Source organism: Pantoea graminicola (assembly GCF_048452665.1).
Lineage (GTDB): Bacteria > Pseudomonadota > Gammaproteobacteria > Enterobacterales > Enterobacteriaceae > Pantoea.
Genome location: NZ_JBLWSJ010000007.1, coordinates 107,707 through 131,195 on the forward strand (window position 1 = coordinate 107,707; position 23,489 = coordinate 131,195).

At 59.1% G+C, this 23,489-nt stretch carries 20 protein-coding genes and 1 riboswitch; of the genes, 11 read left to right on the plus strand and 9 right to left on the minus strand.

Translation table 11 applies throughout. The features are described 5' to 3' along the window. Nucleotide 1: 1 nt before the first annotated feature. From thiQ to sgrR, 4 genes are all read right to left on the minus strand, one after another. Nucleotides 2-703 carry a thiamine ABC transporter ATP-binding protein ThiQ gene (thiQ, locus tag ACNY69_RS16375; RefSeq protein ID WP_293774748.1) on the minus strand — a complete coding sequence of 234 codons (702 nt, stop codon included), beginning with the start codon at nucleotides 701-703 and terminating at the stop codon, nucleotides 2-4. Further along, the gene (gene thiP, locus ACNY69_RS16380) at nucleotides 687-2,297 is read right to left on the minus strand and encodes a thiamine/thiamine pyrophosphate ABC transporter permease ThiP (RefSeq protein ID WP_111139388.1); all 1,611 of its coding nucleotides are present in this window, start codon (nucleotides 2,295-2,297) and stop codon (nucleotides 687-689) included. Before thiP ends, thiQ begins: the two co-directional genes overlap by 17 nt. Next, a complete protein-coding gene (thiB, locus tag ACNY69_RS16385) occupies nucleotides 2,273-3,259 on the minus strand; it encodes a thiamine ABC transporter substrate binding subunit (RefSeq protein ID WP_418799204.1) in 987 nt (328 codons plus the stop codon). Before thiB ends, thiP begins: the two co-directional genes overlap by 25 nt. 46 nt (nucleotides 3,260-3,305) lie before the next feature. Beyond that, nucleotides 3,306-3,408, minus strand: a riboswitch (TPP riboswitch). 35 nt (nucleotides 3,409-3,443) lie between these two features. Next, complete coding sequence (gene sgrR / locus ACNY69_RS16390) at nucleotides 3,444-5,111, minus strand: HTH-type transcriptional regulator SgrR (RefSeq protein ID WP_418799206.1); 1,668 nt, start codon at nucleotides 5,109-5,111, stop codon at nucleotides 3,444-3,446. Between the two features lie 251 nt (nucleotides 5,112-5,362). On the opposite strand from sgrR, the gene ACNY69_RS16395 reads away from it, so the two are divergent. Next, the gene (locus ACNY69_RS16395; protein WP_111139391.1) at nucleotides 5,363-6,541 is read left to right on the plus strand and encodes an MFS transporter; all 1,179 of its coding nucleotides are present in this window, start codon (nucleotides 5,363-5,365) and stop codon (nucleotides 6,539-6,541) included. 39 nt (nucleotides 6,542-6,580) lie between these two features. Here ACNY69_RS16395 and leuD read toward each other — a convergent pair whose 3' ends face one another. From leuD to leuL, 5 genes are all read right to left on the minus strand, one after another. Further along, nucleotides 6,581-7,186 carry a 3-isopropylmalate dehydratase small subunit gene (leuD, locus tag ACNY69_RS16400; RefSeq protein ID WP_111139392.1) on the minus strand — a complete coding sequence of 202 codons (606 nt, stop codon included), beginning with the start codon at nucleotides 7,184-7,186 and terminating at the stop codon, nucleotides 6,581-6,583. A 3-nt stretch (nucleotides 7,187-7,189) separates the two neighbouring features. Beyond that, nucleotides 7,190-8,596 (minus strand): 3-isopropylmalate dehydratase large subunit, encoded by a 1,407-nt coding sequence (leuC, locus tag ACNY69_RS16405; RefSeq protein WP_111139393.1) that lies wholly within the window; start codon nucleotides 8,594-8,596, stop codon nucleotides 7,190-7,192. 4 nt (nucleotides 8,597-8,600) lie between these two features. Continuing rightward, on the minus strand, nucleotides 8,601-9,692 hold the full coding sequence (leuB, locus tag ACNY69_RS16410; protein ID WP_418799208.1) for a 3-isopropylmalate dehydrogenase: 1,092 nt from the start codon (nucleotides 9,690-9,692) through the stop codon (nucleotides 8,601-8,603). A 2-nt stretch (nucleotides 9,693-9,694) separates the two neighbouring features. Then, a complete protein-coding gene (gene leuA, locus ACNY69_RS16415; protein WP_111139395.1) occupies nucleotides 9,695-11,257 on the minus strand; it encodes a 2-isopropylmalate synthase in 1,563 nt (520 codons plus the stop codon). Nucleotides 11,258-11,346: 89 nt separating this feature from the next. Continuing rightward, on the minus strand, nucleotides 11,347-11,430 hold the full coding sequence (gene leuL / locus ACNY69_RS16420; RefSeq protein ID WP_111139396.1) for a leu operon leader peptide: 84 nt from the start codon (nucleotides 11,428-11,430) through the stop codon (nucleotides 11,347-11,349). A gap of 729 nt (nucleotides 11,431-12,159) precedes the next feature. Between leuL and ilvI the strand changes: the two genes are divergently transcribed. The 10 genes from ilvI (at nucleotide 12,160) to mraY (ending at nucleotide 23,487) form a co-directional block, all read left to right on the plus strand. Beyond that, complete coding sequence (ilvI, locus tag ACNY69_RS16425) at nucleotides 12,160-13,884, plus strand: acetolactate synthase 3 large subunit (protein ID WP_111139397.1); 1,725 nt, start codon at nucleotides 12,160-12,162, stop codon at nucleotides 13,882-13,884. 2 nt (nucleotides 13,885-13,886) lie between these two features. Beyond that, complete coding sequence (gene ilvN, locus ACNY69_RS16430) at nucleotides 13,887-14,378, plus strand: acetolactate synthase small subunit (protein WP_009092152.1); 492 nt, start codon at nucleotides 13,887-13,889, stop codon at nucleotides 14,376-14,378. A 194-nt stretch (nucleotides 14,379-14,572) separates the two neighbouring features. Beyond that, nucleotides 14,573-15,583 carry a catabolite repressor/activator gene (gene cra / locus ACNY69_RS16435; RefSeq protein WP_111139398.1) on the plus strand — a complete coding sequence of 337 codons (1,011 nt, stop codon included), beginning with the start codon at nucleotides 14,573-14,575 and terminating at the stop codon, nucleotides 15,581-15,583. Nucleotides 15,584-16,079: 496 nt separating this feature from the next. Then, a complete protein-coding gene (mraZ, locus tag ACNY69_RS16440; RefSeq protein ID WP_111139399.1) occupies nucleotides 16,080-16,538 on the plus strand; it encodes a division/cell wall cluster transcriptional repressor MraZ in 459 nt (152 codons plus the stop codon). Between the two features lie 2 nt (nucleotides 16,539-16,540). Next, the gene (gene rsmH / locus ACNY69_RS16445; protein WP_111139400.1) at nucleotides 16,541-17,482 is read left to right on the plus strand and encodes a 16S rRNA (cytosine(1402)-N(4))-methyltransferase RsmH; all 942 of its coding nucleotides are present in this window, start codon (nucleotides 16,541-16,543) and stop codon (nucleotides 17,480-17,482) included. Next, a complete protein-coding gene (gene ftsL, locus ACNY69_RS16450; protein WP_003854764.1) occupies nucleotides 17,479-17,799 on the plus strand; it encodes a cell division protein FtsL in 321 nt (106 codons plus the stop codon). The genes rsmH and ftsL overlap by 4 nt, the downstream gene beginning before the upstream one ends. A 16-nt stretch (nucleotides 17,800-17,815) precedes the next feature. Further along, nucleotides 17,816-19,582, plus strand: a complete 1,767-nt coding sequence (locus tag ACNY69_RS16455) for a peptidoglycan glycosyltransferase FtsI (RefSeq protein WP_111139401.1) — start codon at nucleotides 17,816-17,818, stop codon at nucleotides 19,580-19,582. After that, nucleotides 19,569-21,056, plus strand: coding sequence for a UDP-N-acetylmuramoyl-L-alanyl-D-glutamate--2,6-diaminopimelate ligase (gene murE, locus ACNY69_RS16460; protein ID WP_111139402.1), 1,488 nt, complete (start codon nucleotides 19,569-19,571; stop codon nucleotides 21,054-21,056). Before ACNY69_RS16455 ends, murE begins: the two co-directional genes overlap by 14 nt. Next, nucleotides 21,053-22,411, plus strand: coding sequence for a UDP-N-acetylmuramoyl-tripeptide--D-alanyl-D-alanine ligase (gene murF / locus ACNY69_RS16465; RefSeq protein ID WP_111139403.1), 1,359 nt, complete (start codon nucleotides 21,053-21,055; stop codon nucleotides 22,409-22,411). The genes murE and murF overlap by 4 nt, the downstream gene beginning before the upstream one ends. Then, on the plus strand, nucleotides 22,405-23,487 hold the full coding sequence (mraY, locus tag ACNY69_RS16470) for a phospho-N-acetylmuramoyl-pentapeptide-transferase (RefSeq protein ID WP_111139404.1): 1,083 nt from the start codon (nucleotides 22,405-22,407) through the stop codon (nucleotides 23,485-23,487). Before murF ends, mraY begins: the two co-directional genes overlap by 7 nt. Nucleotides 23,488-23,489: the final 2 nt, after the last annotated feature.

The following is a 23,489-nucleotide window of genomic DNA, read 5'->3' on the forward strand; positions in this document are numbered from 1 at the left end:
CTTAACGACGCGGGATACCGAGGACATCGGCTTCCCGCGTCTCGCCCGACAGCAGCTGTCGGGTTTCGCCATCCCAGTAAACCCGGCCATCCACGATCACTACGCTGCGCGCCGCAATCTGCTGCGCATCTTCCAGACTGTGCGACACCATCAGCAGGGTGATCCCGCGCGCCTCGCACACCGAACGCACCAGCTGCAGCATCTCTCCCCGTAATGCCGGATCCAGCGCCGAGAAGGGCTCATCCAGCAGCAGCACCGGCCGATCCCGCAGCAGACAGCGGGCCAGCGCGACGCGCTGTCGCTGGCCGCCCGACAGCTCGCCCGGCAGACGGGTCAGCAGATCGCCCAGCCCCACCTGCGCGGCCAGCGTGACCAGTGCCTGACGCTGCAAAGCCGTAAGCTTTAATCCCGGATGCAGCCCCAGCCCCATGTTCTGTTCCACGCTGAGGTGCGGAAAAAGGTTATTTTCCTGAAACAGCATTGAGACCGGGCGTCTGGCCGGGACGCTGTGGGTATGATCCTGGCCGTCGATGATCAGGGCCCCCTGGTTCACCGGCAGGAAGCCGGCGATCAGGCTCAGCAGGGTACTTTTACCGGCGCCGCTGGGCCCGAGAATGGCGATGCGCTCGCCGCGAGCGGCGGTAAGGCTGAAGCGCATCGGCAGATGCTGATAGAGGTAGGTAAGATTATCGAGAGTCAGCATGACGACCTGGTAATTTTTCCATTAGCGTGAACAGCAGCAGGCAGAGCAGCAGCAGCAGCAGGGCGGTGACTGCGCCATCTGCGCCGCGATAGGCGCCTATCTGCTGATAAAGGTAGAACGGCAGCGTGCGGAAGTCGGCGCTGCCAAACAGGGCGACCACGCCAAAATCACCCACCGACAGAACGCAGGCAAAGGCCAGCGCCTGCGCCAGCGGACGCTTCAGCGCCCGCAGCTCAATCAGCCGCAGCCGGTTCCAGCCGCGGATATCCAGCGAATCACAGAGTCTGCCGTAACGCTCCGCCACATCCCGCATCGGGTTTTCCAGCACTTTCATGGCATAGGGAATGGCGATCAGCGCATTGGTAAAGATCACCAGCCCCTCTGCCGAATCGGGCAGGCCGATCGTGGCGTTGAACAGCAGGAAAAAACCGGTGGCGAGGACGATGCCGGGCATCGCCAGGATCAGCATCCCGCTGGTGTCGATCAGCTGTGCGGCCACCGGGCGCTGACGCAGCCGCAGCTCACGGCTGCTCCACAGCAGCATCATGGTCAGCGCCACACAGAGCAGACCCGCGCCGGTGGCGATTCGCAGCGAGGTCAATGTCGCCTGCCAGAGGGCCGGCTGCGCCAGTGCGCCCCGCACGCCGCCGTGCAGCCCCTCGACGATCACCGCCGCCAGCGGGGGGAGCAGCAGCAGCAGCGCCAGCAGGATCAGCAGCGCATCGATCAGCTGTGCCGCGCGCGAATCCTGCGGATCGCGCCAGCCGCTGAGCTGGCTGCTTCCGGCGGGGATCGCTTTGCTGAAGCGCTGGCTGAGCAGCACCAGGGTGAGGCAGCAGCCGAGCTGGATCATCGCCAGCAGGGCAGCGCGGCCGGGATCGTAGTCATAACTCAGCGCCTGGAAGATCGCCAGTTCGATGGTGGTCGCCTGCGGACCGCCGCCCAGCGACAGCACGGTGGCAAAGCTGGCAAAGCAGAGCATGAAGATCAGCGCCCCGGCAGGCAGCAGCTGACGCCGCAGCCACGGCCACTCCAGCAGACAAAAGCGATGCCAGCCGCGCACGCCGAGCTGAGCCGCCAGCTGACGCTGCTCTGCCGGGATCTGCTCCAGCGCCTGCAGCAGCAGACGCGTTGCCAGCGGCAGGTTAAAGAAAACGTGCGCCAGCAGAATGCCCGACAGCCCATAGGGGGAGAAGTGATAACCGAGCCCGGCCCACTGGCAGAGCTGCGCCAGCCAGCCGGTACGCCCGTAAACCGTCAGCAGACCAAATATCGCCACCAGCACCGGCAGCACCAGGGTCATAGCACACAGGCGCAGCAGCAGCTGTCGGCCTGGAAAGCGGCGGCGGTAGAGCGCCCGCGCCAGTGGCAGCGCGGGCAGTAGTGACAGCAGCGCAGAGAGCAGTGCCTGACCGAAAGAGAACGCGATGACATGGCGCAGGTAATCGTCCTGCAGCACGCTGCGCAGGTCCGTTTCCGGTGCGGCGCGCCAGAGTGCGCCAAAGGCCAGAAACGCCACCAGCGTTAACAGCAGCGTAGCGAACGATCCCGGCAGCAGCCAGCGCGGCATCAGCGACTGACTGCGCGTTGCCACTGACTAATCCAGCCGGAACGCTGAATGGCGACCTCTTCCGGCGAGAACTGCAGCGCGGTGGCGGGCACCCTCAGGGCGTTAAAACCGGCGGGCAGCGGCGTGGCGGTCACCGGGTACATCCAGTTGCCGGTCGGGATGGTGCGCTGGAAGTCGGGGGAGACCATAAACGTCATAAACTGCTGCGCCAGTTCAGGCTGTTTGCTGCTGGCTAACTGCGCGGCAACTTCGACCTGCAGATAGTGGCCTTCGGCAAACGGGGCGGCCGCATAGTTCTCTTTCTTCTCTTCGATGATGTGATAAGCCGGTGACGTGGTGTAGCTCAGTACCAGATCGCTTTCCCCTTTCAGGAACAGACCATACGCCTCACTCCAGCCTTTGGTCACCGTCACGGTTTTCTGCGCCAGCTTCTGCCACGCCTGCGATGCCTGATCGCCATAGACTTTCTGCATCCAGAGCAGCAGACCTAAGCCGGGGGTGCTGGTGCGGGGATCTTCGTAGATCACCCGCCATTTCTGCGGGCTGTCGACCAGCTCTTTCAGGCTTTTCGGCGGGTTTTTCAGCCGGGTACTGTCGTAGACGAAGGCGAAGTAGCCATAGTCAAAGGGGATGAAGGTCGTGTCATGCCAGCCGCCGGGCAGGGTTAATTTTGTGGTGTCGACCTGACTTCTGGCGAACAGGCCGGTTTTCTGCGCCGCCTGCACCAGATTGTTGTCCAGCCCCAGCACCACATCCGCCTTACTGTTTTTGCCTTCCATCCGCACGCGGTTCAGCAGCGAGACGCCATCTTCCAGCGTGACAAACTTCAGCTCGCAGTTGCAGCGGGCTTCAAAGGCTTTTTTTACCGCCGGGCCGGGGCCCCAGTCGGCAGAGAAGGAGTCGTAGGTGTAGACCGTGAGAACCGGCTTAGCCGCCAGAACGGGGGCGGAGAGTAACAGCAGGATCGGCAGAACTTTGTTTAACACTTTGCGCTCCTTCAGGAGAATAGGGGATGAGTCGCAAAGGATCTGAGCACGGAGGCCTCTCAAATCCCTACGTCGGTATTAACCGAATCAGGTTCGACGGGTCTCTCTCAGCTGCTTGCTGGTGGCAGGCGGCACCCCGTTGAGAACGCCACATTCTAGTCATTTCAGCGGCGTGGCGAAAGCGTTACAGCGCCGGTGGCGCGAACCAGGCGGATTTAAAATCGAACCAGCCCAGCGTATTCATCCGCACGCCGCGCATACTGCGCTGGCCTTCGAGCAGCAGCCAGTGGTGAAACAGCGGATGCAGGCCCGCCTCTTCGACTAACTGTTTGCTCCATTCGGCCAGCGGCAGCGTTTTCTCGCGCCAGCGTGCCGCATCGCCCTGCCAGTCGATCGCCAGGCAGTGGTGCAGCAGCGGGATCTCATACAACTGCGCGAACAGCGAATAGTTCAGCGGCAGGGTAAAGTTCACGCTGCCGAGCCAGATGTCACTTTCCGCCTCGCCCTGATACCAGCTCTCGTAGTCGATCTCGCGGGTCACCAGCGTCACACCATGCTGAGCCAGCAGCGGCCGCAGCGCATTGGCGATGCCTTCATGCTCCACATGCTGGCTGTACCAGGTCAGCGTCAGGTGGGTCAGGCCGGGCGGCTTTTCGACCGGCGTCAGGTCGCGGCGGTGATGCCAGCGCGGCAGCAGGCCATAGGCCGGGAACCAGTAACGCTGATACCCGACACCTGCGTGATTAAGCAGGGCGATGGGGTTAAACAGGTAGCTCACCCAGCGCCGGACCGCCGCGTCGCGGCCCTGCGCGGAACGCTGGTCGAACAGCAGGTAGTAGCACCCCTCCTCCAGACGGCTCTCCTCCTGGATCTCATCGCTGCCATCACTCTCGCCCTGCAGTCGGACACCAGCATAGACCAGCTCATCGCTGATGTCGGGCAGCACCCAGATAGAGACATCGTCGATCAGGGCGCGAAAACCAAAGTAGTCATCAAAGGCTTCAATTTTCAGCTGGCTCGCCTGATTGCGGATCACCCGGTAGGGGCCGGTGCCCACCGGCTGGCGGGCAAAATCGGGCAGGGTGGGCCATTCGCGTGGCAGGATCATCGCGCTTACGCTGCCCAGCAGCCAGGGCAGACCCTCATCGGGCTGGCTTAAGTGGATGTCGAGCGTCCAGGGGGCGGGCGAGGCAATCTCTGCAATGTGTGAGAAGAGCGGGTGAGGGCGCTGGCGCGCCAGCGTGGCCAGCACATCCTCCATCTCCAGCTCTCTGCCGTGATGGAAACGAATCGCCGGGCGCAGAAAGAAACGCCAGTGAAGCGGCGAGGTCTGCTGCCAGTGGTGTGCAATGTCCGGTTCGGCTTCCCCGTTTTCCTCATTTATCCGCGTCAGGCCGTTGAAGATCTGGCGGGCAATGTGGGTCTCCGAGCGCCGCAGCGGCGAGCCGGGCAGCAGGTTGAGCAGCGGCCGGTAGTAGAGCACCCGCAGGATATGCTTGCCCTGGCGGAAGCTGCGGCCCAGATGCGCGCCGATCATCTGGCGCACCTGATTTTTATCCCCCACCAGCTGAACGAGCTGATCGATGCGATCCTGCTCCAGCAGATCCTCGGCGCGCTCCTGCTGTAAGGCCAGCCCGGTGTAGCAGAAGGTCAGCACCGAGCGTTTGCCGCGACCCGCCTCAGCCTGCCAGATCAGCCAGCCCGCGGCCTGCATCCGGTTGAGCAGGTTGCGCATGTGGCGGCGCGAGCAGTGCAGCCGATCGGCCAGTTCGCTAAGGGTGATCGCCTGCGTCTGCCCCTGACAGCTCTGCCACAGGCGGATGAACTGCTGCTTCAGACGTGATGAGGACATAAAAGGGGAACTCCCGCTGAAAAGCGCTCTGTTTTTCCTGCCCTATTTTAAGAGCAAACTTTGTGCGATGGGAAGAGCGGGAGGCATTCCGCAGGGGATGGCGTTCGACCCTCACGTCGCGCTTCAGCGAGGTGCTTTTCTGAGTAGGGTGCATTTTCACCGCCAGCAGAGGATCTCTGCTGGCTTTTTTCATGCTGCGCGGTATCGTCTACCCTTCTTTTTTCCCCGTTTGTCCTGTAAGGGATTTCGCTATGAAATCGCTGTTAACGCGGCAGCGCCGCATCAATCCGGTTTACCTCGCTTTTATGGTCGCCTCTTTCATGCTGGGCGTGGCCGGTGCATTGCAGGCACCGACCCTCAGCCTGTTTCTGACGCGCGAGGTGCAGGCGCGTCCCTTCTGGGTCGGCCTGTTTTTTACCCTCAATGCGGTAGCCGGGATCGTGGTGAGTATGCTGGTGGCCAAACGCTCTGACAGCGTGGGCGACCGGCGTCATATCATCCTCTTCTGCTGCCTGATGGCCCTGGCCAATGCGCTGCTGTTCGCCTTTACCCGGCACTATCTGACGCTGCTCACTCTGGGCGTGCTGCTGTCGGCGCTGGCCAGTGTGTCCATGCCTCAGCTCTTTGCGCTGGCGCGGGAGTATGCCGACCAGTCGGCACGCGAAGCGGTGATGTTCAGTTCGATCATGCGTGCGCAGCTTTCGCTGGCGTGGGTGATCGGGCCGCCGCTCTCCTTTGCTCTGGCGCTGAACTACGGCTTCGTCACGCTGTTCAGCGTGGCCGCCGCGCTGTTTCTGATCTGTATCCTGCTGGTCTGGTTTACCCTGCCGTCGGTGCCGCGCAGCCAGCCGCTGATGCAGAGCGGCGGGCTGCCGATAAGCGGCTGGCGCGATCGGGATGTGCGCCTGCTGTTCATCGCCTCGGTGGTGATGTGGACCTGCAACACCATGTATATCATCGATATGCCGCTCTATATCAGCACCACGCTGGGCCTGCCGGAGAAGCTGGCCGGTCTGCTGATGGGCACGGCGGCCGGGCTGGAGATCCCGGTGATGCTGCTGGCGGGCCACTATGCGCGTCGTATCGGTAAGCGCCGGTTAATGCTGATCGCGGTGGCGGCCGGCGTGTTGTTCTATCTGGGGCTGGTGCTGTTTAACTCCCGCGCGTCACTGATGGTGCTGCAGCTGTTTAACGCCGTGTTTGTCGGGATTATTGCGGGCATCGGGATGCTGTGGTTTCAGGATCTGATGCCGGGACGGCCAGGCGCAGCGACCACGCTGTTTACCAACTCCATCTCGACCGGCATGATCCTGGCGGGGGTGATTCAGGGGACGCTCAGCGAGCGGCTGGGGCATGAGGCGGTTTACTGGCTGGCGTTCGGACTGGCGGTGGTGGCGCTGGTGATGTCGGCGCGGGTGCGCGACGTATAAAGAACAGGGGCGACCGGGTGTCGCCCCTGCTTACCCTCATCAGCGCAGAAAGGCGGGCTGATTCTGCTCATACTGTGAAATCGACGCTTCGTGCTGCAGCGTCAGGCCGATGCTGTCGAGACCGTTTATCATGCAGTGACGGCGGAAGCTGTCCAGCTCAAACGGATAGACTTTGTCGCCTGCGGTGACCGTCTGCGCTTCCAGATCGACCGTGAAACTGATGCCGGGCTGGGCCGCAACCAGTCTGAACAGCTCATCCACCTGCTCTTCGCTTAACTTCACCGGCAGCAGCTGGTTGTTGAAGCTGTTGCCGTAAAAGATATCTGCAAAGCTCGGCGCGATGACGACGTGAAAACCAAAATCGGTCAGCGCCCAGGGGGCATGCTCGCGTGAGGAGCCACAGCCAAAGTTCTCGCGCGCCAGCAGGATGCTGGTGCCTTTGAATTCGGGTTTGTTCAGCACAAAGCCGGGGGTCGGCACCGTACCGGCGTCATCTTCAAAACGCCAGTCATGGAACAGATGCTGGCCAAAGCCGGTGCGGGTGACTTTCTGCAAAAACTGTTTAGGGATGATCGCGTCGGTATCCACGTTCGCGGCATCCAGCGGCGCAACAATGCCGGTGTGCTGAGTAAATTTATTCGCCATGACTTAAGCTCCTGTCGTCAGTTCACGGATGTCGGCAAAGTGGCCGGTCACGGCCGCCGCTGCGGCCATCGCCGGGCTGACCAGATGCGTCCGGCCACCGCGGCCCTGACGGCCTTCAAAGTTACGGTTGCTGGTGGAGGCGCAGCGCTCGCCCGGATTCAGACGGTCGTTATTCATCGCCAGACACATCGAGCAGCCCGGCAGACGCCATTCAAAGCCCGCTTCCAGGAAGATTTTATCCAGACCTTCCGCTTCAGCCTGCGCCTTCACCGGACCGGAGCCCGGCACCACCATCGCAATCACGCCCGGCGCGACCCTGCGGCCTTTGGCGATCGCGGCCGCCGCACGCAGGTCTTCAATACGGGAGTTGGTGCAGGAGCCGATGAACACCTTATCAATCGCGACGTCGGTCAGACGGATGCCCGGCTGCAGGTTCATGTAGGCCAGCGCTTTTTCCGCAGAGGCGCGCTCAACCGGATCGGCAAACGAGGCCGGATTCGGGATCAGCTGATCGACTGCGATCACCTGGCCCGGGTTGGTGCCCCAGGTCACCTGCGGCGCAATCTCTTCCGCCTGCAGCGTCACCACCGCATCATAGTGCGCGCCGTCGTCAGACTTCAGCGTGCGCCAGTACTCTACGGCCTGATCCCATTTCTCACCCTGCGGCGAGAACTGGCGACCCTTCAGATAGCTGAAGGTCGTCTCATCCGGTGCGACCAGGCCCGCTTTCGCGCCCATTTCGATCGCCATGTTGCACAGGGTCATACGGCCTTCCATGCTCAGCGCCTGGATCGCCGGGCCGCAGAATTCAACCACATAGCCGGTACCGCCTGCGCTGCCGGTTTTGCCGATGATCGCCAGCACGATATCTTTTGCGGTAATGCCGGTGGAAGCCTGACCCAGCACTTCGATCTTCATGGTTTTAGCCCGACCCTGTTTCAGCGTCTGAGTGGCAAACACATGCTCGACTTCAGAGGTGCCGATACCAAAGGCCAGCGAGCCAAAGGCGCCGTGCGTCGCGGTGTGCGAGTCGCCGCAGACGATGGTCATGCCCGGCAGCGTCATGCCCTGCTCAGGGCCGATAACGTGGACGATGCCCTGGAAAGGGTGGTTCAGGTCATACAGCTGGACGCCAAACTCTGCGCAGTTCTTCATCAGCTCCTGCATCTGAATACGCGCCATCTCGCCGGAGGCATTGATGTCTTTGGTCTGCGTCGAGACGTTGTGATCCATGGTGGCAAAGGTTTTGCCCGGCTGACGGACTTTACGCCCGTGCGCGCGCAGCCCGTCGAAAGCCTGGGGCGAGGTCACTTCATGGATCAGGTGACGATCGATGTAGAGTAACGGCGTTTCATTCGGCGCTTCGTGAACGACATGAGCATCAAATAACTTCTGGTATAAGGTTTTCATTGTTTTATTTTTCCTCGGCGATAAAGCGGGCAATGATGCTGCCCATCTCATCTGTGCTGACCGCAGGGCCATCACCGGCTAAATCTTTGGTGCGGTAGCCCTGTTCCAGCGCACGGCTGATGGCGCGTTCGATACTGTCGGCAGCCGCATCAGCATTCAGGCTGTAACGCAGCAGCAGCGACAGCGACAGGATCTGGGCGACCGGGTTAGCAATATTCTGACCCGCGATATCCGGCGCGGAGCCACCGGCCGGTTCGAACAGGCCAAAGCCCGCTTCGTTCAGGCTGGCGGAGGGCAGCATCCCCATCGAGCCGGTGATCATGGCGCATTCGTCAGAGAGAATGTCACCAAACAGGTTGGAGCAGAGCAGCACATCAAACTGCGAAGGATCTTTGATCAGCTGCATGGTGGCGTTGTCGATATAGATGTGGCTCAGCTGTACGTCCGGGTACTCTTTAGCCACCTCGTTGACAATCTCACGCCACATGACCGAGGTCTGCAGCACGTTCGCTTTATCGACCGATGTGACCTTATTGCGACGCTTGCGGGCGGACTCGAAGGCGATGCGGGCGATGCGCTCGATCTCAAAGCGGTGATAGACCTCAGTATCGAAGGCGCGCTCTTCCGGGCCGCTGCCTTCACGTCCTTTCGGCTGACCAAAGTAGATGCCGCCGGTCAGTTCACGTACGCACAGAATATCGAAGCCCTTCGCGGCGATGTCGCTACGCAGCGGGCAGAATGCTTCCAGTCCGCTGTAGAGCGCCGCCGGACGCAGGTTACTGAACAGCTTAAAGTGCTTACGCAGCGGCAGCAGGGCACCGCGCTCCGGCTGTGAGGCGGGCGGCAGGTGTTCCCATTTCGGGCCGCCAACAGAGCCAAACAGGATCGCGTCGGCCTGCTCGCAGCCGGCCACGGTCGCGGGTGGCAGAGGTTCGCCATACTGATCGATAGCGATGCCGCCGACCGCAAATTCCTGAGTAGTAATCTGCAGATCAAAACGCTGGCGGATGGCATCCAGCACTTTCATCGCCTGCGCCATCACTTCCGGGCCGATGCCGTCACCGGGTAAAACTGCGATATGAGAGGAGCTGGACATGGTTATACGGTTTCCTTCTGATCTTTAAATTTGCGCTGCAATTCCTGTTCGACCTGACGGGCACGCCAGATGTTGTTCAGAGCGTTGACCATTGCTTTGGCGGAGGATTCGACGATATCGGTCGCCAGACCGACGCCGTGAAACTTGCGGCCGTTATAGGCGACCACGATATCGACCTGGCCCAGTGCATTTTCACCATGGCCTTTGGCGGTCAGTTTGTAGTCCACCAGCTCCGCGTCAAACTGGGTGATCCGGTTAATCGCCTGATAAACCGCATCCACCGGACCGTTACCGGTTGCCGCATCGGATTTGGCCTCATCACCGCAGCCCAGATTAACGGAGGCGGTGGCGGTGATGCCGGAGCCGGTCTGGACGTTGAATTCACGCAGCTGGAAATGCTCCGGCTCTTCGTTCTGTTTGTTGATAAAGGCCAGCGCCTCCAGGTCGTAGTCGAAGACCTGACCTTTCTTGTCGGCCAACTTCAGGAAGGCGTCATACAGGGTATCCAGGTTGTAATCCTGCTCGGCATAGCCCATCTCTTCCATGCGATGTTTTACCGCCGCACGACCGGAACGCGAGGTCAGGTTCAGCTGAATTTTATGTAAGCCGATCGACTCCGGCGTCAGGATCTCGTAGTTTTCGCGATTTTTCAGCACGCCATCCTGATGGATACCGGAGGAGTGAGCGAAGGCGTTGGAACCGACCACCGCTTTATTGGCCGGGATCGGCATGTTGCAGATCTGGCTGACCATCTGGCTGGTGCGATAGATCTCCTGATGATGAATATTGGTGTGGACGTTCATGATCTGCTGACGGGTTTTAATCGCCATGATCACCTCTTCCAGCGCACAGTTACCTGCACGTTCGCCCAGGCCGTTCATCGTCCCCTCAACCTGACGCGCGCCCGCCTGAACCGCCGCCAGGGCGTTGCCGGTTGCCATCCCCAGATCGTCATGGGTATGCACAGAGATGATCGCTTTATCAATGTTCGGTACGCGGTTCATCAGCTCGCTGATGATATGGGCATATTCGCCCGGCAGGGTGTAGCCGACGGTGTCCGGGATATTAATGGTGGTGGCACCGGCGTTAATCGTGGCTTCCACCATCCGGCACAGGTCATCAATCGGGGTACGGCCGCCATCTTCGCAGGAGAACTCTACGTCGCTGGTGTAGTTACGCGCCCGCTTCACCATATGCACCGCGCGCTCAATCACCTCCGGCAGTGTGCTGCGCAGTTTGGTCGCGATATGCATCGGCGAGGTGGCGATAAAGGTATGAATGCGGAAGGCCTCGGCCACGCGCAGCGATTCATACGCGGCATCGATATCTTTCTCGACGCAGCGCGCCAGACCGCAGACCCGGCTGTTTTTAATGGTCCGCGCGATAGTCTGTACGGACTCAAAGTCGCCAGGTGAGGAGACCGGGAAACCGACTTCCATCACATCCACGCCCATGCGCTCCAGCGCTAACGCGATCTGCAATTTTTCTTTCACACTCAGGCTGGCCTGCAAAGCCTGTTCACCGTCGCGCAGAGTGGTATCGAAAATAATGACTTGCTGACTCATCGTAATCATCCTTATGCGTTTTCTGGCCTGGCAACGAGCATAAAAAAACCCGCGACAGGCGCGGGTTTTTAACTTTCAGCAGGTTTGAATCAGTGTCTGATTCCGCCCACAAGTCTACCGCGCAAGCTGTGTGCGTTTAGTAGTAGACCGAGAAGGCGAGCAAAACGAAACATGGATTCAAACCTTATAGAATGTTGTGCTGCACATATTGGTACTGGAATCACCGGGGGATGTCAACCTTCAATGCAGGGTTATTCTGCGCGGTGCGGAAGGAAGATATTCTGTTATTTAACGGTCAGGCAGCGGATTAAACAGCAGGGTAACGGCGGCAGCAGTCACGCCCTTGTGCTGCGCGGCTTATTCAGCTCCTTTATGCGTTTATATTCATGAAATAAAAGGCATTTAATCCTGGCCTGACTCAGGCTAAGCACAGAATTTATCACCTCCGGGTTAGCATAATCGCATGTGCATGACTGATTTAATGGTTAATTACGCCAGAAAAGAAAAATGTCAGACGATTGTGGGCTGGAGCCAGGAGTAATAAGTTTTCTTTATTTCTTAGATCACGCTGAAAATAATTTCTTCCTCAGCATTTTCCGCTGCGGTTCTGCGGCGCAATTAGTTTAATCCGCGCAGCCAATTCTTTTCGGGCAGAGCCTTTACGCCCCCGCCATTTAATTTACGTGGGTTTGCGGTTTGCCTGCCCGGTTAAGTGCGGTTATGGTAATCGACCTACTCTCAGAACAATGAACGCAGCAGATTTCTCTGTAACCGGACCGCGACCGCTGTGTCGCTGTCGTGAATAAACATACGTTTTAGATTGGCAAAGCAGTTACCGGCGCGATGTGACAGGCCCAGCGGGCCTGTCCGCAGCGTCAGGTTCTGCAGCCTGGAGGCAGAAGATGGAGATGTTGTCAGGAGCCGAAATGGTCGTCCGTTCGTTAATCGATCAGGGCGTTAAGCAGGTATTCGGTTATCCGGGTGGCGCAGTGCTGGATATTTACGATGCGCTGCAAACCGTCGGAGGTATCGATCACATTCTGGTACGCCACGAGCAGGGTGCGGTGCATATGGCAGATGGCCTGGCGCGCGCGACCGGCGAAGTCGGCGTGGTGCTGGTCACCTCCGGCCCCGGCGCGACCAATGCGATTACCGGTATCGCCACCGCCTATATGGATTCGATTCCGCTGGTGATTCTGTCGGGCCAGGTTCCTTCGTCCCTGATTGGTTATGACGCCTTTCAGGAGTGCGATATGGTCGGCATCTCCCGCCCGGTGGTGAAGCACAGCTTCCTGGTGAAAAGCACTGAAGAGATCCCCGGCGTCCTGAAGAAGGCGTTCTGGCTGGCCGCCAGCGGACGGCCAGGCCCGGTGGTGATCGACCTGCCAAAAGATATTCTGAACCCGGCGAATAAGCTGCCTTATCACTGGCCTGAGACGGTCAGCATGCGCTCTTACAACCCAACCATTCAGGGGCACAAAGGGCAGATCAAACGCGCCCTGACTACACTGCTGGCCGCGAAGAAGCCGGTGATTTACGCCGGTGGCGGTGCCATTACCGCAGGCTGCGAAGCAGAACTGCTGCAGCTGGCCGAAAGCCTGAACGTGCCGGTGACGACCTCGCTGATGGGACTGGGGGCGTTTCCGGGCACCCACCGTCAGTGTGTCGGTATGCTGGGCATGCACGGCACCTACGAAGCCAATATGACGATGCACAACGCCGATCTGATTTTTGGCGTCGGCGTCCGCTTCGATGACCGCACCACCAACAATCTGGCGAAATATTGCCCCAACGCCACGATAATGCATATCGACATTGACCCGACCTCTATCTCCAAAACGGTGGCGGCCGATATTCCGATTGTGGGTGATGCGAAGCAGGTACTGCAGCAGATGCTGGAGTTGCAGGCGCAGAGCGACAGCCCGTCGGGCAGCGAGAGCCTGCACGACTGGTGGCAGGCGATTGAAGGCTGGCGCAGCCGTCACTGTCTGGAGTTTGATCGCACCAGCGACAAAATCAAGCCGCAGGCCGTGATCGAAACCATCAGCCGCCTGACCAAAGGCGAGGCCTATGTGACTTCGGATGTGGGCCAGCACCAGATGTTTGCGGCGCTCTATTATCCGTTCGATAAACCGCGTCGCTGGATCAACTCCGGCGGTCTCGGCACGATGGGCTTCGGCCTGCCTGCCGCGCTGGGCGTGAAGATGGCGCTGCCGGAAGAGACGGTTATCTGCGTCACGGGCGATGGCAGTATCCAGATGAATATTCAGGAGCTGTCGACCGCGCTGCAGTACGATCTGCCGGTGCTGGTGCTGAACCTGAATAACCGGGTGCTGGGCATGGTGAAGCAGTGGCAGGATATGATCTACTCGGGCCGTCACTCTCAGTCTTATATGGAGTCGCTGCCTGATTTCGTCCGCCTGGCAGAAGCCTATGGCCACATCGGGATCGCCATTGAGCATCCGGCAGAGCTGGAAGAGAAGCTGACGCTGGCGCTGGAAACCCTGGCGAAGGGGCGTCTGGTCTTTGTGGATGTCACCGTTGACGGTAGCGAACACGTCTACCCGATGCAGATTCGCGGTGGCAGCATGGATGAGATGTGGTTAAGCAAAACGGAGAGGACATAATTATGCGTCGTATTTTATCAGTTCTGCTGGAGAATGAATCCGGCGCATTATCCCGTGTCGTCGGCCTGTTCTCGCAGCGTGGCTACAACATCGAAAGCCTGACCGTGGCACCGACTGACGATCCGACCCTGTCGCGGATGACTATCCAGACTGTGGGCGATCAGAAGGTGCTGGAGCAGATCGAGAAGCAGCTGCACAAGCTGGTCGATGTCCTGCGCGTTACCGAACTGGGCCAGGGTGCTTACGTTGAGCGCGAAATCATGCTGGTGAAGATTCAGGCCAGCGGTTATGGCCGCGAAGAGGTGAAGCGGAATGCCGAGATCTTCCGCGGTCAGATTATCGACGTGACGCCAACGCTGTACACGGTTCAGCTGGCAGGCACCAGCGACAAACTGGACGCCTTCCTGAACTCCGTGCGCGAGGTGGCTGAAATCGTTGAGGTGGCGCGCTCCGGTATCGTGGGCGTTTCACGCGGCGATCGCATCATGCGTTAATCACGCAGCGTGATCATCGATCCTGACCTAACCCGGCGAAATGCCGGGTTTTTTTATTTTTTATGCGCCAGGCGGATTACATTCAGAAAAGCGGTTGCTCCGCGCACTTTTCTGCTGTTAGATGAGAGTCATAGGTTATCCATAGCGTAACTGCGGCTATTCTGCCGCAACGCGGAGTTGATGGTGGGGTTATCGTGAAGCTGGATGAAATCGCGCGTTTAGCAGGCGTATCGCGCACCACGGCCAGTTATGTCATCAATGGCAAAGCGCGGCAGTATCGTGTCAGCGACAAAACCGTTGAGAAAGTGATGGCGGTGGTTCGTGAGCATAATTATCACCCTAATGCGGTGGCCGCCGGGCTGCGCGCCGGGCGCACGCGCTCGATTGGATTAGTGATTCCCGATCTGGAAAACACCAGTTACACCCGTATTGCCAACTATCTTGAGCGGCAGGCGCGCCAGCGCGGCTACCAGCTGCTGATCGCCTGTTCAGAAGATCAGCCCGATAACGAGATGCGCTGCATCGAGCATCTGCTCCAGCGGCAGGTCGATGCGATCATCGTCTCAACCTCGTTACCGCCGGAACACCCTTTCTATCAGCGCTGGATCAACGATCCGCTGCCGATCATCGCGTTAGACCGGGCGCTGGATCGTGAGCACTTCACCAGCGTCGTCGGTGCCGACCAGGACGATGCGCAGACGCTGGCCGCTGAATTGCGTCAGCTGGATGTCAAAAATGTACTTTTCCTGGGGGCGTTACCTGAGCTCTCCGTGAGTTTCCTGCGCGAAATGGGCTTCCGTGACGCCTGGAAAGGCGATTCCCGCCCGATAGACTACATCTACTGCAACAGTTTTGAGCGGACCGCCGCCGCCGCGCTGTTTGAACGTTATCTTGAAGATCACCCGATGCCGGAGGCGCTGTTTACCACCTCCTTTGGTCTGCTGCAGGGGGTGATGGATGTGACGCTGAAACGAGACGGGCGCCTGCCGACCGAGCTGGCGATTGCCACCTTTGGCGACCACGAACTGCTCGATTTTCTTGAGTGTCCGGTGCTGGCCGTCGGGCAGCGTCATCGCGACGTGGCAGAGCGCGTGCTGGAATTAGTTTTAGCCTCGCTGGATGAACCCAGAAAACCGAAACCGGGTTTAACCCGCATCCGGCGTAATTTATACCGGCGCGGACAATTAAGCCGAAGAGTGAAATGAATCTCAGGCGGGTATTACCATGCCCGCCCGCTTTATTTCACGATTTAACTGATTAAATAAACAGGTCGGCGTAAAAAAGCGTAAATTCTCCTCATCAAATCTAACAAAGCAGAAAGCACGAATTTTATTATCTGCTTACAACTTCAACAAACTTCCCGGCCCCGTAGCCCCTGAACCCGCTGGGCTTCCTTTCAGAAATCCCCTAAAATGCCGCAGCTTTATGCCGGACTGCGATAAATATTAAGTCGGTCACATTGTTTCATTTTTAAGCGTTTTTTCACAGGTCGTTTTTTTTATTCAGATATTCATTGGCTTAATTTTTACTTTTCTCTTTCATTCGATTATATCGTCGCCAGAGATTAATTTTGCGCTCTGTAAAGAGTGATATTCAGCTACCGCTCCGGCTTGACAACGATTTCCCCGGGTCCTTAAACTCGTTTCGTGGTAAAAAGTGGGATAAAGTGGTGTAAACGGGTGACCAGGAGGAGAGACTGGCATGTTCCGCGGAGCAACGTTAGTCAATCTCGACAGCAAAGGGCGGCTCGCCGTACCGACGCGCTATCGCGATTTGCTGATCGGGGAGTCTCAGGGGCAGATGGTCTGTACCATCGACCTCCACCAGCCATGCCTGTTGCTTTATACCCTGCCCGAATGGGAAATCATTGAAAAAAAGCTGGCACGCCTTTCCAGTATGAATCCACTTGAGCGTCGTGTGCAGCGTTTGCTGCTGGGCCATGCCAGTGAATGTCAGATGGACAGCGCGGGCCGCCTGCTGCTGGCGAACACGCTTCGGCAGCATGCAAAATTAACCAAAGAAGTGATGCTGGTTGGACAGTTCAACAAGTTTGAGCTGTGGGATGAACAGACCTGGTATCAACAAGTCAGGGACGATATTGACGCAGAACAGTCGGCTCAGGAGCCTTTATCTGAGCGGTTGCAGGACTTGTCGCTATAGCTATGCAGGAAAATTTCAAACATACCACCGTACTGTTGGACGAGGCGGTTAACGGCCTCAATATCAGGGAAGACGGTATTTACATCGACGGCACCTTTGGTCGCGGTGGTCATTCACGCCTGATTCTTTCTCAGCTGGGAGAGAAGGGCAGGCTGATCGCTATCGATCGGGACCCGCAGGCGATTGCTGCCGCTGCCGACATCACTGACCCGCGCTTTTCCATTATTCATGGTCCTTTTTCCGCCCTCGCAGAGTATGTGACAGAACGGGATCTGGTCGGGAAAATTGATGGCATCCTGCTGGATCTGGGCGTCTCCTCGCCGCAGCTGGATGATGCGGAACGCGGCTTTTCCTTTATGCGTGACGGGCCGCTGGATATGCGCATGGACCCTTCCCGGGGTCAGTCTGCCGCAGAGTGGCTGCTGAATGCGGAAGAGGCTGACATCGCCTTCGTCCTGAAAACCTACGGTGAAGAGCGATTCGCTAAGCGCATCGCCCGGGCCATCGTCGAACGCAATCGCGAACAGCCGATGACCCGCACCCGGGAACTGGCTGAAGTTATTGCCGTCGCCACACCGGTAAAAGATAAGTTCAAGCATCCGGCCACGCGCAGCTTCCAGGCCATTCGTATCTGGATTAACAGTGAGCTGGAAGAGATCGACACTGCCCTGAAAGGTGCGGTTGAGGTGCTGGCTCCGCAGGGGCGTCTCTCGGTGATCAGCTTCCATTCCCTGGAAGATCGGCTGGTTAAACGCTTTATGCGCGACCAGAGTCGCGGGCCGCAGGTGCCTGCCGGGCTGCCGATGACCGAACATCAGCTGCGCGCCCTGGGTGGCCGGGAACTGAAACTGCTCGGCAAAATGTCGCCGGGTGATGCAGAAGTTGCCGAAAACCCACGCGCCCGCAGCTCGGTATTACGTATCGCGGAGAAAACCGACGCATGATCGGTAACGAGCGTCACAGTCTGCCCGCCGTCATCGGCGGGGATCTGCTGCGAAAGGGCAAGATTCCGGTGCTGTTGCTGATCGCCGTAGTGGTGTCGGCTGTGCTGGTGGTGACCACTACCCACAAAACACGCCTGCTTACCGCACAGCGTGAGCAGCTGGTCCTGGAGCGTGACGCGCTGGACATTGAGTGGCGCAACCTGATTCTGGAAGAGAATGCCCTGGGCGACCACAGTCGTGTCGAACGCATTGCCACCGAGAAGCTGCAACTGCAGCACGTTGATCCTTCACAAGAAAATATCGTGGTGCAGAAATAAGGATTTCAGATAGCGAATGAGCGGTACAGGCAGAACGCTGAAGTTAAAGAAACCGGAAGATAAGGCCAGCTTTGTAAGCTGGCGTTTTGCGTTGCTGTGCGGCTGTATTTTGCTGGCGCTGGGAGGCCTGCTGTCGCGGGTGGCCTGGCTGCAGGTGATTAATCCGGGCAAGCTGGTCAAAGAGGGCGATCTGCGCTCACTGCGCGTTCAGGCGGTGCCGACGTCGCGCGGGATGATCAGCGATCGCGCCGGACGCCCGCTGGCGGTGAGTGTGCCGGTGAATGCGATCTGGGCCGATCCCAAAGAGCTGCACGCCGGGGGCGGCGTGACGCTGGACAGCCGCTGGAAGGCGCTCTCCGATGCGCTCTCGATTCCGCTCGATCAGCTGGCAGCCCGCGTTAATGCCAATCCCAAAGGCCGCTTTGTCTATCTGGCGCGCCAGGTCAATCCGGCCATCGGCGACTATGTTAAAAAACTCAAACTGCCGGGTATTCATCTGCGCGAAGAGTCGCGCCGCTACTATCCTGCCGGGCAGGTGACCTCCCATCTGATTGGCTTCACCAACATCGATGGCCAGGGCATTGAAGGCATCGAAAAGAGCTTTGATAAGTGGCTCACCGGCGCGCCGGGCGAAAGAACGGTGCGTAAAGACCGCTATGGTCGGGTCATTGAAGATATCTCTTCCGTGGACAGCCGCGCCGCCCACAACCTGACGCTCAGCATCGATGAGCGGCTCCAGGCGCTGGTCTACCGTGAACTCAACAACGCTGTCGCCTTTAACAAAGCGGAGTCGGGAACAGCGGTGCTGGTGGACGTGAACACCGGCGAAGTGCTGGCGATGGCCAACAGCCCGGCTTACAACCCGAACAACCTCAGCAACACGCCGAAAGATCTGATGCGCAACCGCGCGATCACCGACATCTTTGAGCCAGGCTCGACTGTGAAGCCGATGGTGGTGATGACGGCGCTGCAGCGTGGCGTGGTCAGAGAGAACAGCGTCCTGAATACCGTGCCGTACCGCGTCAATGGTCATGAGATCAAGGATGTGGCGCGCTACAACGAACTGACCCTGACAGGGGTTTTGCAGAAGTCGAGTAACGTCGGTGTTTCACGTCTGGCGTTAGCGATGCCCTCCTCAGCGCTGGTAGAAACTTACGCGCGCTTTGGCCTGGGTAAACCGACCAATTTGGGGTTGGTCGGGGAAAGCAGTGGCTTATACCCTAAAAAACAACGGTGGTCTGACATAGAGAGGGCCACCTTCTCTTTTGGCTACGGGCTAATGGTAACGCCGTTACAGTTAGCGCGGGTCTACGCAACGATTGGCAGCTATGGCATTAACCGTCCGCTGTCGATCACCAAAGTCGATCCCCCCGTCGCGGGTCAGCGCGTCTTCGATGAATCACTGGTTAAAACCGTGATGCATATGATGGAAAGCGTGGCGCTGCCCGGCGGCGGCGGCGTCAAAGCGGCCATCAAGGGCTACCGGATTGCGATAAAAACCGGTACGGCGAAAAAGGTCGGTCCGGACGGACGTTACGTCAATAAATACATTGCTTATACCGCAGGCGTGGCGCCTGCGAGTCATCCCCGATTCGCGCTGGTGGTGGTGATCAACGATCCACAGGCCGGCAAGTATTACGGCGGTGCGGTTTCCGCACCGGTGTTTGGTGCCATCATGGGCGGCGTACTGCGCACCATGAACATTGAGCCGGATGCGTTACCGACAAATGACAAGAACGAGCTGGTGACTAACAGAAGTGAGGAAACAAGTGACAGATCGTAACCTGCGCGACTTACTCGGCCCCTGGGTGCCAGGCGCGCCGGCGCGCCCTTTGCGCGACATGACCCTGGACAGCCGCCTGGCGGCTTCTGGCGATCTGTTTGTCGCGGTTGCAGGCCACCAGGTCGACGGACGCCGTTTTATTCCACAGGCGATCGCGCAGGGCGTGGCGGCGGTGGTGGCGGAAGCCGAGGGTGAAGCGGCTGACGGCGAGATCCGTGAAATGCACGGGGTGCCGGTCATCTATCTGGCCCAGCTGCCTCAGCGTCTGTCGGCGCTGGCAGGCCGCTTTTATCAGCAGCCGGGCGAAAAGCAGACGCTGATTGGTGTCACCGGCACCAACGGTAAAACCACGACCACACAGCTGCTGGCGCAGTGGGCAACGCTGCTGGGTGAAACCAGCGCGGTCATGGGCACCGTCGGCAATGGGCTGGTCGGTCACTTATCGGCGGCGGAAAACACCACCGGTTCGGCGGTCGATGTTCAGCATCTGCTGCACGATCTGGCCGAAAAAGGGGCGACCCTGACCGCGATGGAAGTCTCGTCGCACGGCCTGGTGCAGCATCGCGTGGCGGCGCTGCCGTTTGCCGCCGCGGTCTTTACCAATCTCAGCCGCGATCATCTCGATTATCACGGCGATATGCAGGGCTACGAGTCAGCCAAGTGGCTGCTGTTTTCTGAACACCAGGTCGGCCAGGCGATCCTGAACGCGGATGATGAGGTCGGCCGTCGCTGGCTGGCGCGCCTGCCTGATGCCGTCGCCGTAACGCTGGAAGATAACCTGCAGCCGGGCTGCCGGGGCCGCTGGCTGAAAGCCGATGCGGTGACCTATCACGACAACGGTGCGCACATCCGCTTCAGCTCCAGCTGGGGCGATGGCGAGATCGACAGCCCGCTGATGGGCGCCTTCAACGTCAGCAACCTGATGCTGGCGCTGGCAACGCTGCTGTCGCTGGATTATCCGCTGACCACGCTGGTCAGTGTGGCTTCGCAGTTGCAGCCGGTCAACGGGCGCATGGAAGTCTTCAGCGCCGCAGGAAAACCCACGGTGGTGGTGGATTATGCCCACACACCGGATGCGCTGGAAAAGGCGCTGGAAGCGGCCCGCCTGCACTGCAAAGGCAAACTCTGGTGCCTGTTTGGCTGTGGCGGCGATCGCGACAAAGGCAAACGTCCTCTGATGGGCGCGATCGCTGAGCAGTATGCGGATGTCGTGGTCATTACGGATGACAACCCGCGCAGCGAAGATCCTCAGGCGATTGTAAACGACATTCTGACCGGATTGCTGGACCCCGGCCGCGCACGCGTGGTCGCCGGCCGTGCGCAGGCGGTCACTAACACCATTATGCAGGCGCAGCCCGACGATATCGTGCTGGTGGCTGGCAAAGGCCATGAAGATTATCAGATCATCGGTAATCACCGTCTCGACTATTCCGATCGTGCCACCGTTGCGGCACTGCTGGGAGGCGTAGCATGATCCCGGTTTCATTACAGACGCTGGCGCAGATCACCGGCGGCACGCTGCACGGCAGCGATCTGACGCTGAATGAGGTGACCACTGACACCCGCCGCGTGACCGCAGGCAGCCTGTTTGTGGCGCTGGTCGGCGAACGCTTTGATGCTCACGACTTCGCCGCCGATGCGATTGCCAGTGGCGCGCAGGCGCTGCTGGTGAGTAAGCATTTACCTGTCGCTGTGCCGCAGGTCGTGGTTGCGGATACCCGCCTCGCCTTTGGCAGACTGGGCGCGTGGGTGCGTCAGCAGTCCACCGCGCGCGTGGTGGCACTGACCGGCTCCTCCGGCAAGACCTCAGTTAAAGAGATGACGGCCGCGATTCTGCGTCAGTGCGGCGAAACGCTCTACACGGCGGGCAACCTGAACAACGATTATGGCGTGCCGATGACGCTGCTGCGGCTGACCGCAGAGCATCAGTATGCGGTGATCGAACTGGGTGCGAATCATCAGGGCGAAATCGCCTACACCACCGATCTGGTGAAGCCGGAAAGCGCGCTGGTAAACAACCTGGCCGCTGCCCATCTGGAAGGTTTTGGTTCACTGGAAGGTGTTGCCAAAGCCAAAGGCGAGATTTTTCAGGGCTTACCGGCTCAGGGGATCGCCATTCTGAATGCCGAAAGCAATGACTGGCCCAACTGGCAGCGCACACTGCAGGATAAAACAGTGTGGCGCTTCTCGCCGCAGGCGGCAGAGTGTGATTTTTCCGCCCACGATATCCGCATCGCGCAGGATGGCACCCATTTCGTGATGAAGACGCCGCGCGGCACGATCGACATCGTGCTGCCGCTGCCGGGACGTCACAACATCGCTAACGCCCTGGCGGCCGCGGCGCTGGCGCTGTCGGTGGACGCTCCGCTCAGTGCCGTTCAGCAGGGACTCAGAAACCTGCAGTCGGTGCCGGGTCGCCTGTTCCCGGTTCGCCTCTCTGCGAATCAGTTGCTGCTGGATGACAGCTACAACGCCAACGTCGGGTCGATGACCGCCGCCGCGCAGGTGCTCTCAGAGATGCCAGGCTACCGGGTGCTGGTCGCGGGTGACATGGCGGAACTGGGTGACGAAACAGAAAAATGTCACCGCGAAGTCGGAGAAGCGGCGCGTGATGCCGGTATCGATCGCGTACTGACCACCGGCAGATTCAGCCATTTTATCGGCGAAAGCAGCGGAGTTGGCGAACATTTCAGCGATAAGACGGCGCTGACTGAACGTTTGCGTCAGTTGTTGTCCGAACACTCAGAAATTACAGTCTTGATAAAAGGTTCACGTAGTGCCGCCATGGAGCAGGTAGTACAGAGCTTAAAGGAGAAAGGAACATGTTAGTCTGGCTGGCCGAGCATCTGGTCGCTTTTTATTCCGGCTTTAACGTCTTTTCGTATCTGACGTTTCGCGCCATCGTCAGCCTGCTGACCGCGTTATTTCTCTCGCTCTGGATGGGACCGCGCCTGATCGCCTGGCTGCAGAAATTACAGATTGGCCAGGTTGTCCGTAACGATGGCCCGGAGTCACACTTCAGCAAGCGCGGCACGCCTACGATGGGCGGCATTATGATCCTGACCTCCATCACCGTCTCCGTGCTGATGTGGGCCTATCCCTCTAATCCGTACGTCTGGTGTGTGCTGTTCGTCCTGATTGGCTTCGGCATCATCGGCTTTGTCGATGACTACCGCAAAGTCGTGCGCAAAGACACCAAAGGCCTGATCGCCCGCTGGAAATATTTCTGGATGTCAGTGATCTCGCTGGGCGTGGCCTTCGGACTCTATGCGGCGGGCAAAGATACACCCGCGACCCAGCTGGTGGTGCCTTTCTTTAAAGACATCATGCCGCAGCTGGGCCTGTTCTATGTGCTGCTGGCCTACTTTGTAATTGTCGGCACCGGTAACGCGGTCAACCTGACCGATGGCCTGGATGGTCTGGCTATCATGCCAACCGTATTTGTCGCGGCGGGCTTTGCGCTGGTCGCCTGGGCCACCGGTAACGTCAAATTTGCGGAGTACCTGCACATCCCTTATCTGCGTCACGCGGGTGAACTGGTGATCGTCTGTACTGCCATCGTTGGGGCAGGGCTGGGCTTCCTCTGGTTTAACACCTATCCGGCTCAGGTCTTTATGGGCGACGTCGGCTCGCTGGCGCTGGGCGGCGCACTGGGCACCATCGCCGTACTGCTGCGTCAGGAATTTTTGCTGGTGATCATGGGCGGCGTGTTTGTGGTTGAAACGCTGTCGGTGATCCTGCAGGTGGGATCGTTCAAGTTACGCGGCCAGCGTATTTTCCGCATGGCGCCGATCCATCACCACTATGAACTCAAGGGCTGGCCGGAACCGCGCGTGATTGTGCGCTTCTGGATCATTTCGCTAATGCTGGTGCTGATTGGCCTGGCCACGCTGAAGGTGCGTTAATC

Bases quoted from the DNA above. Each gene is read 5' to 3' on its own strand.
- mraY (WP_111139404.1), top strand. From the start codon at position 22,405: ATGTTAGTCTGGCTGGCCGAGCATCTGGTCGCTTTTTATTCCGGCTTT.
- rsmH (WP_111139400.1), top strand. From the start codon at position 16,541: ATGCAGGAAAATTTCAAACATACCACCGTACTGTTGGACGAGGCGGTT.
- ilvI (WP_111139397.1), top strand. From the start codon at position 12,160: ATGGAGATGTTGTCAGGAGCCGAAATGGTCGTCCGTTCGTTAATCGAT.
- ACNY69_RS16455 (WP_111139401.1), top strand. From the start codon at position 17,816: ATGAGCGGTACAGGCAGAACGCTGAAGTTAAAGAAACCGGAAGATAAG.
- leuD (WP_111139392.1), bottom strand. From the start codon at position 7,186: ATGGCGAATAAATTTACTCAGCACACCGGCATTGTTGCGCCGCTGGAT.
- ftsL (WP_003854764.1), top strand. From the start codon at position 17,479: ATGATCGGTAACGAGCGTCACAGTCTGCCCGCCGTCATCGGCGGGGAT.
- leuB (WP_418799208.1), bottom strand. From the start codon at position 9,692: ATGTCCAGCTCCTCTCATATCGCAGTTTTACCCGGTGACGGCATCGGC.
- ilvN (WP_009092152.1), top strand. From the start codon at position 13,887: ATGCGTCGTATTTTATCAGTTCTGCTGGAGAATGAATCCGGCGCATTA.
- ACNY69_RS16395 (WP_111139391.1), top strand. From the start codon at position 5,363: ATGAAATCGCTGTTAACGCGGCAGCGCCGCATCAATCCGGTTTACCTC.
- sgrR (WP_418799206.1), bottom strand. From the start codon at position 5,111: ATGTCCTCATCACGTCTGAAGCAGCAGTTCATCCGCCTGTGGCAGAGC.
- thiQ (WP_293774748.1), bottom strand. From the start codon at position 703: ATGCTGACTCTCGATAATCTTACCTACCTCTATCAGCATCTGCCGATG.
- leuA (WP_111139395.1), bottom strand. From the start codon at position 11,257: ATGAGTCAGCAAGTCATTATTTTCGATACCACTCTGCGCGACGGTGAA.
- leuL (WP_111139396.1), bottom strand. From the start codon at position 11,430: ATGTTTCGTTTTGCTCGCCTTCTCGGTCTACTACTAAACGCACACAGC.
- murF (WP_111139403.1), top strand. From the start codon at position 21,053: ATGATCCCGGTTTCATTACAGACGCTGGCGCAGATCACCGGCGGCACG.
- leuC (WP_111139393.1), bottom strand. From the start codon at position 8,596: ATGAAAACCTTATACCAGAAGTTATTTGATGCTCATGTCGTTCACGAA.
- mraZ (WP_111139399.1), top strand. From the start codon at position 16,080: ATGTTCCGCGGAGCAACGTTAGTCAATCTCGACAGCAAAGGGCGGCTC.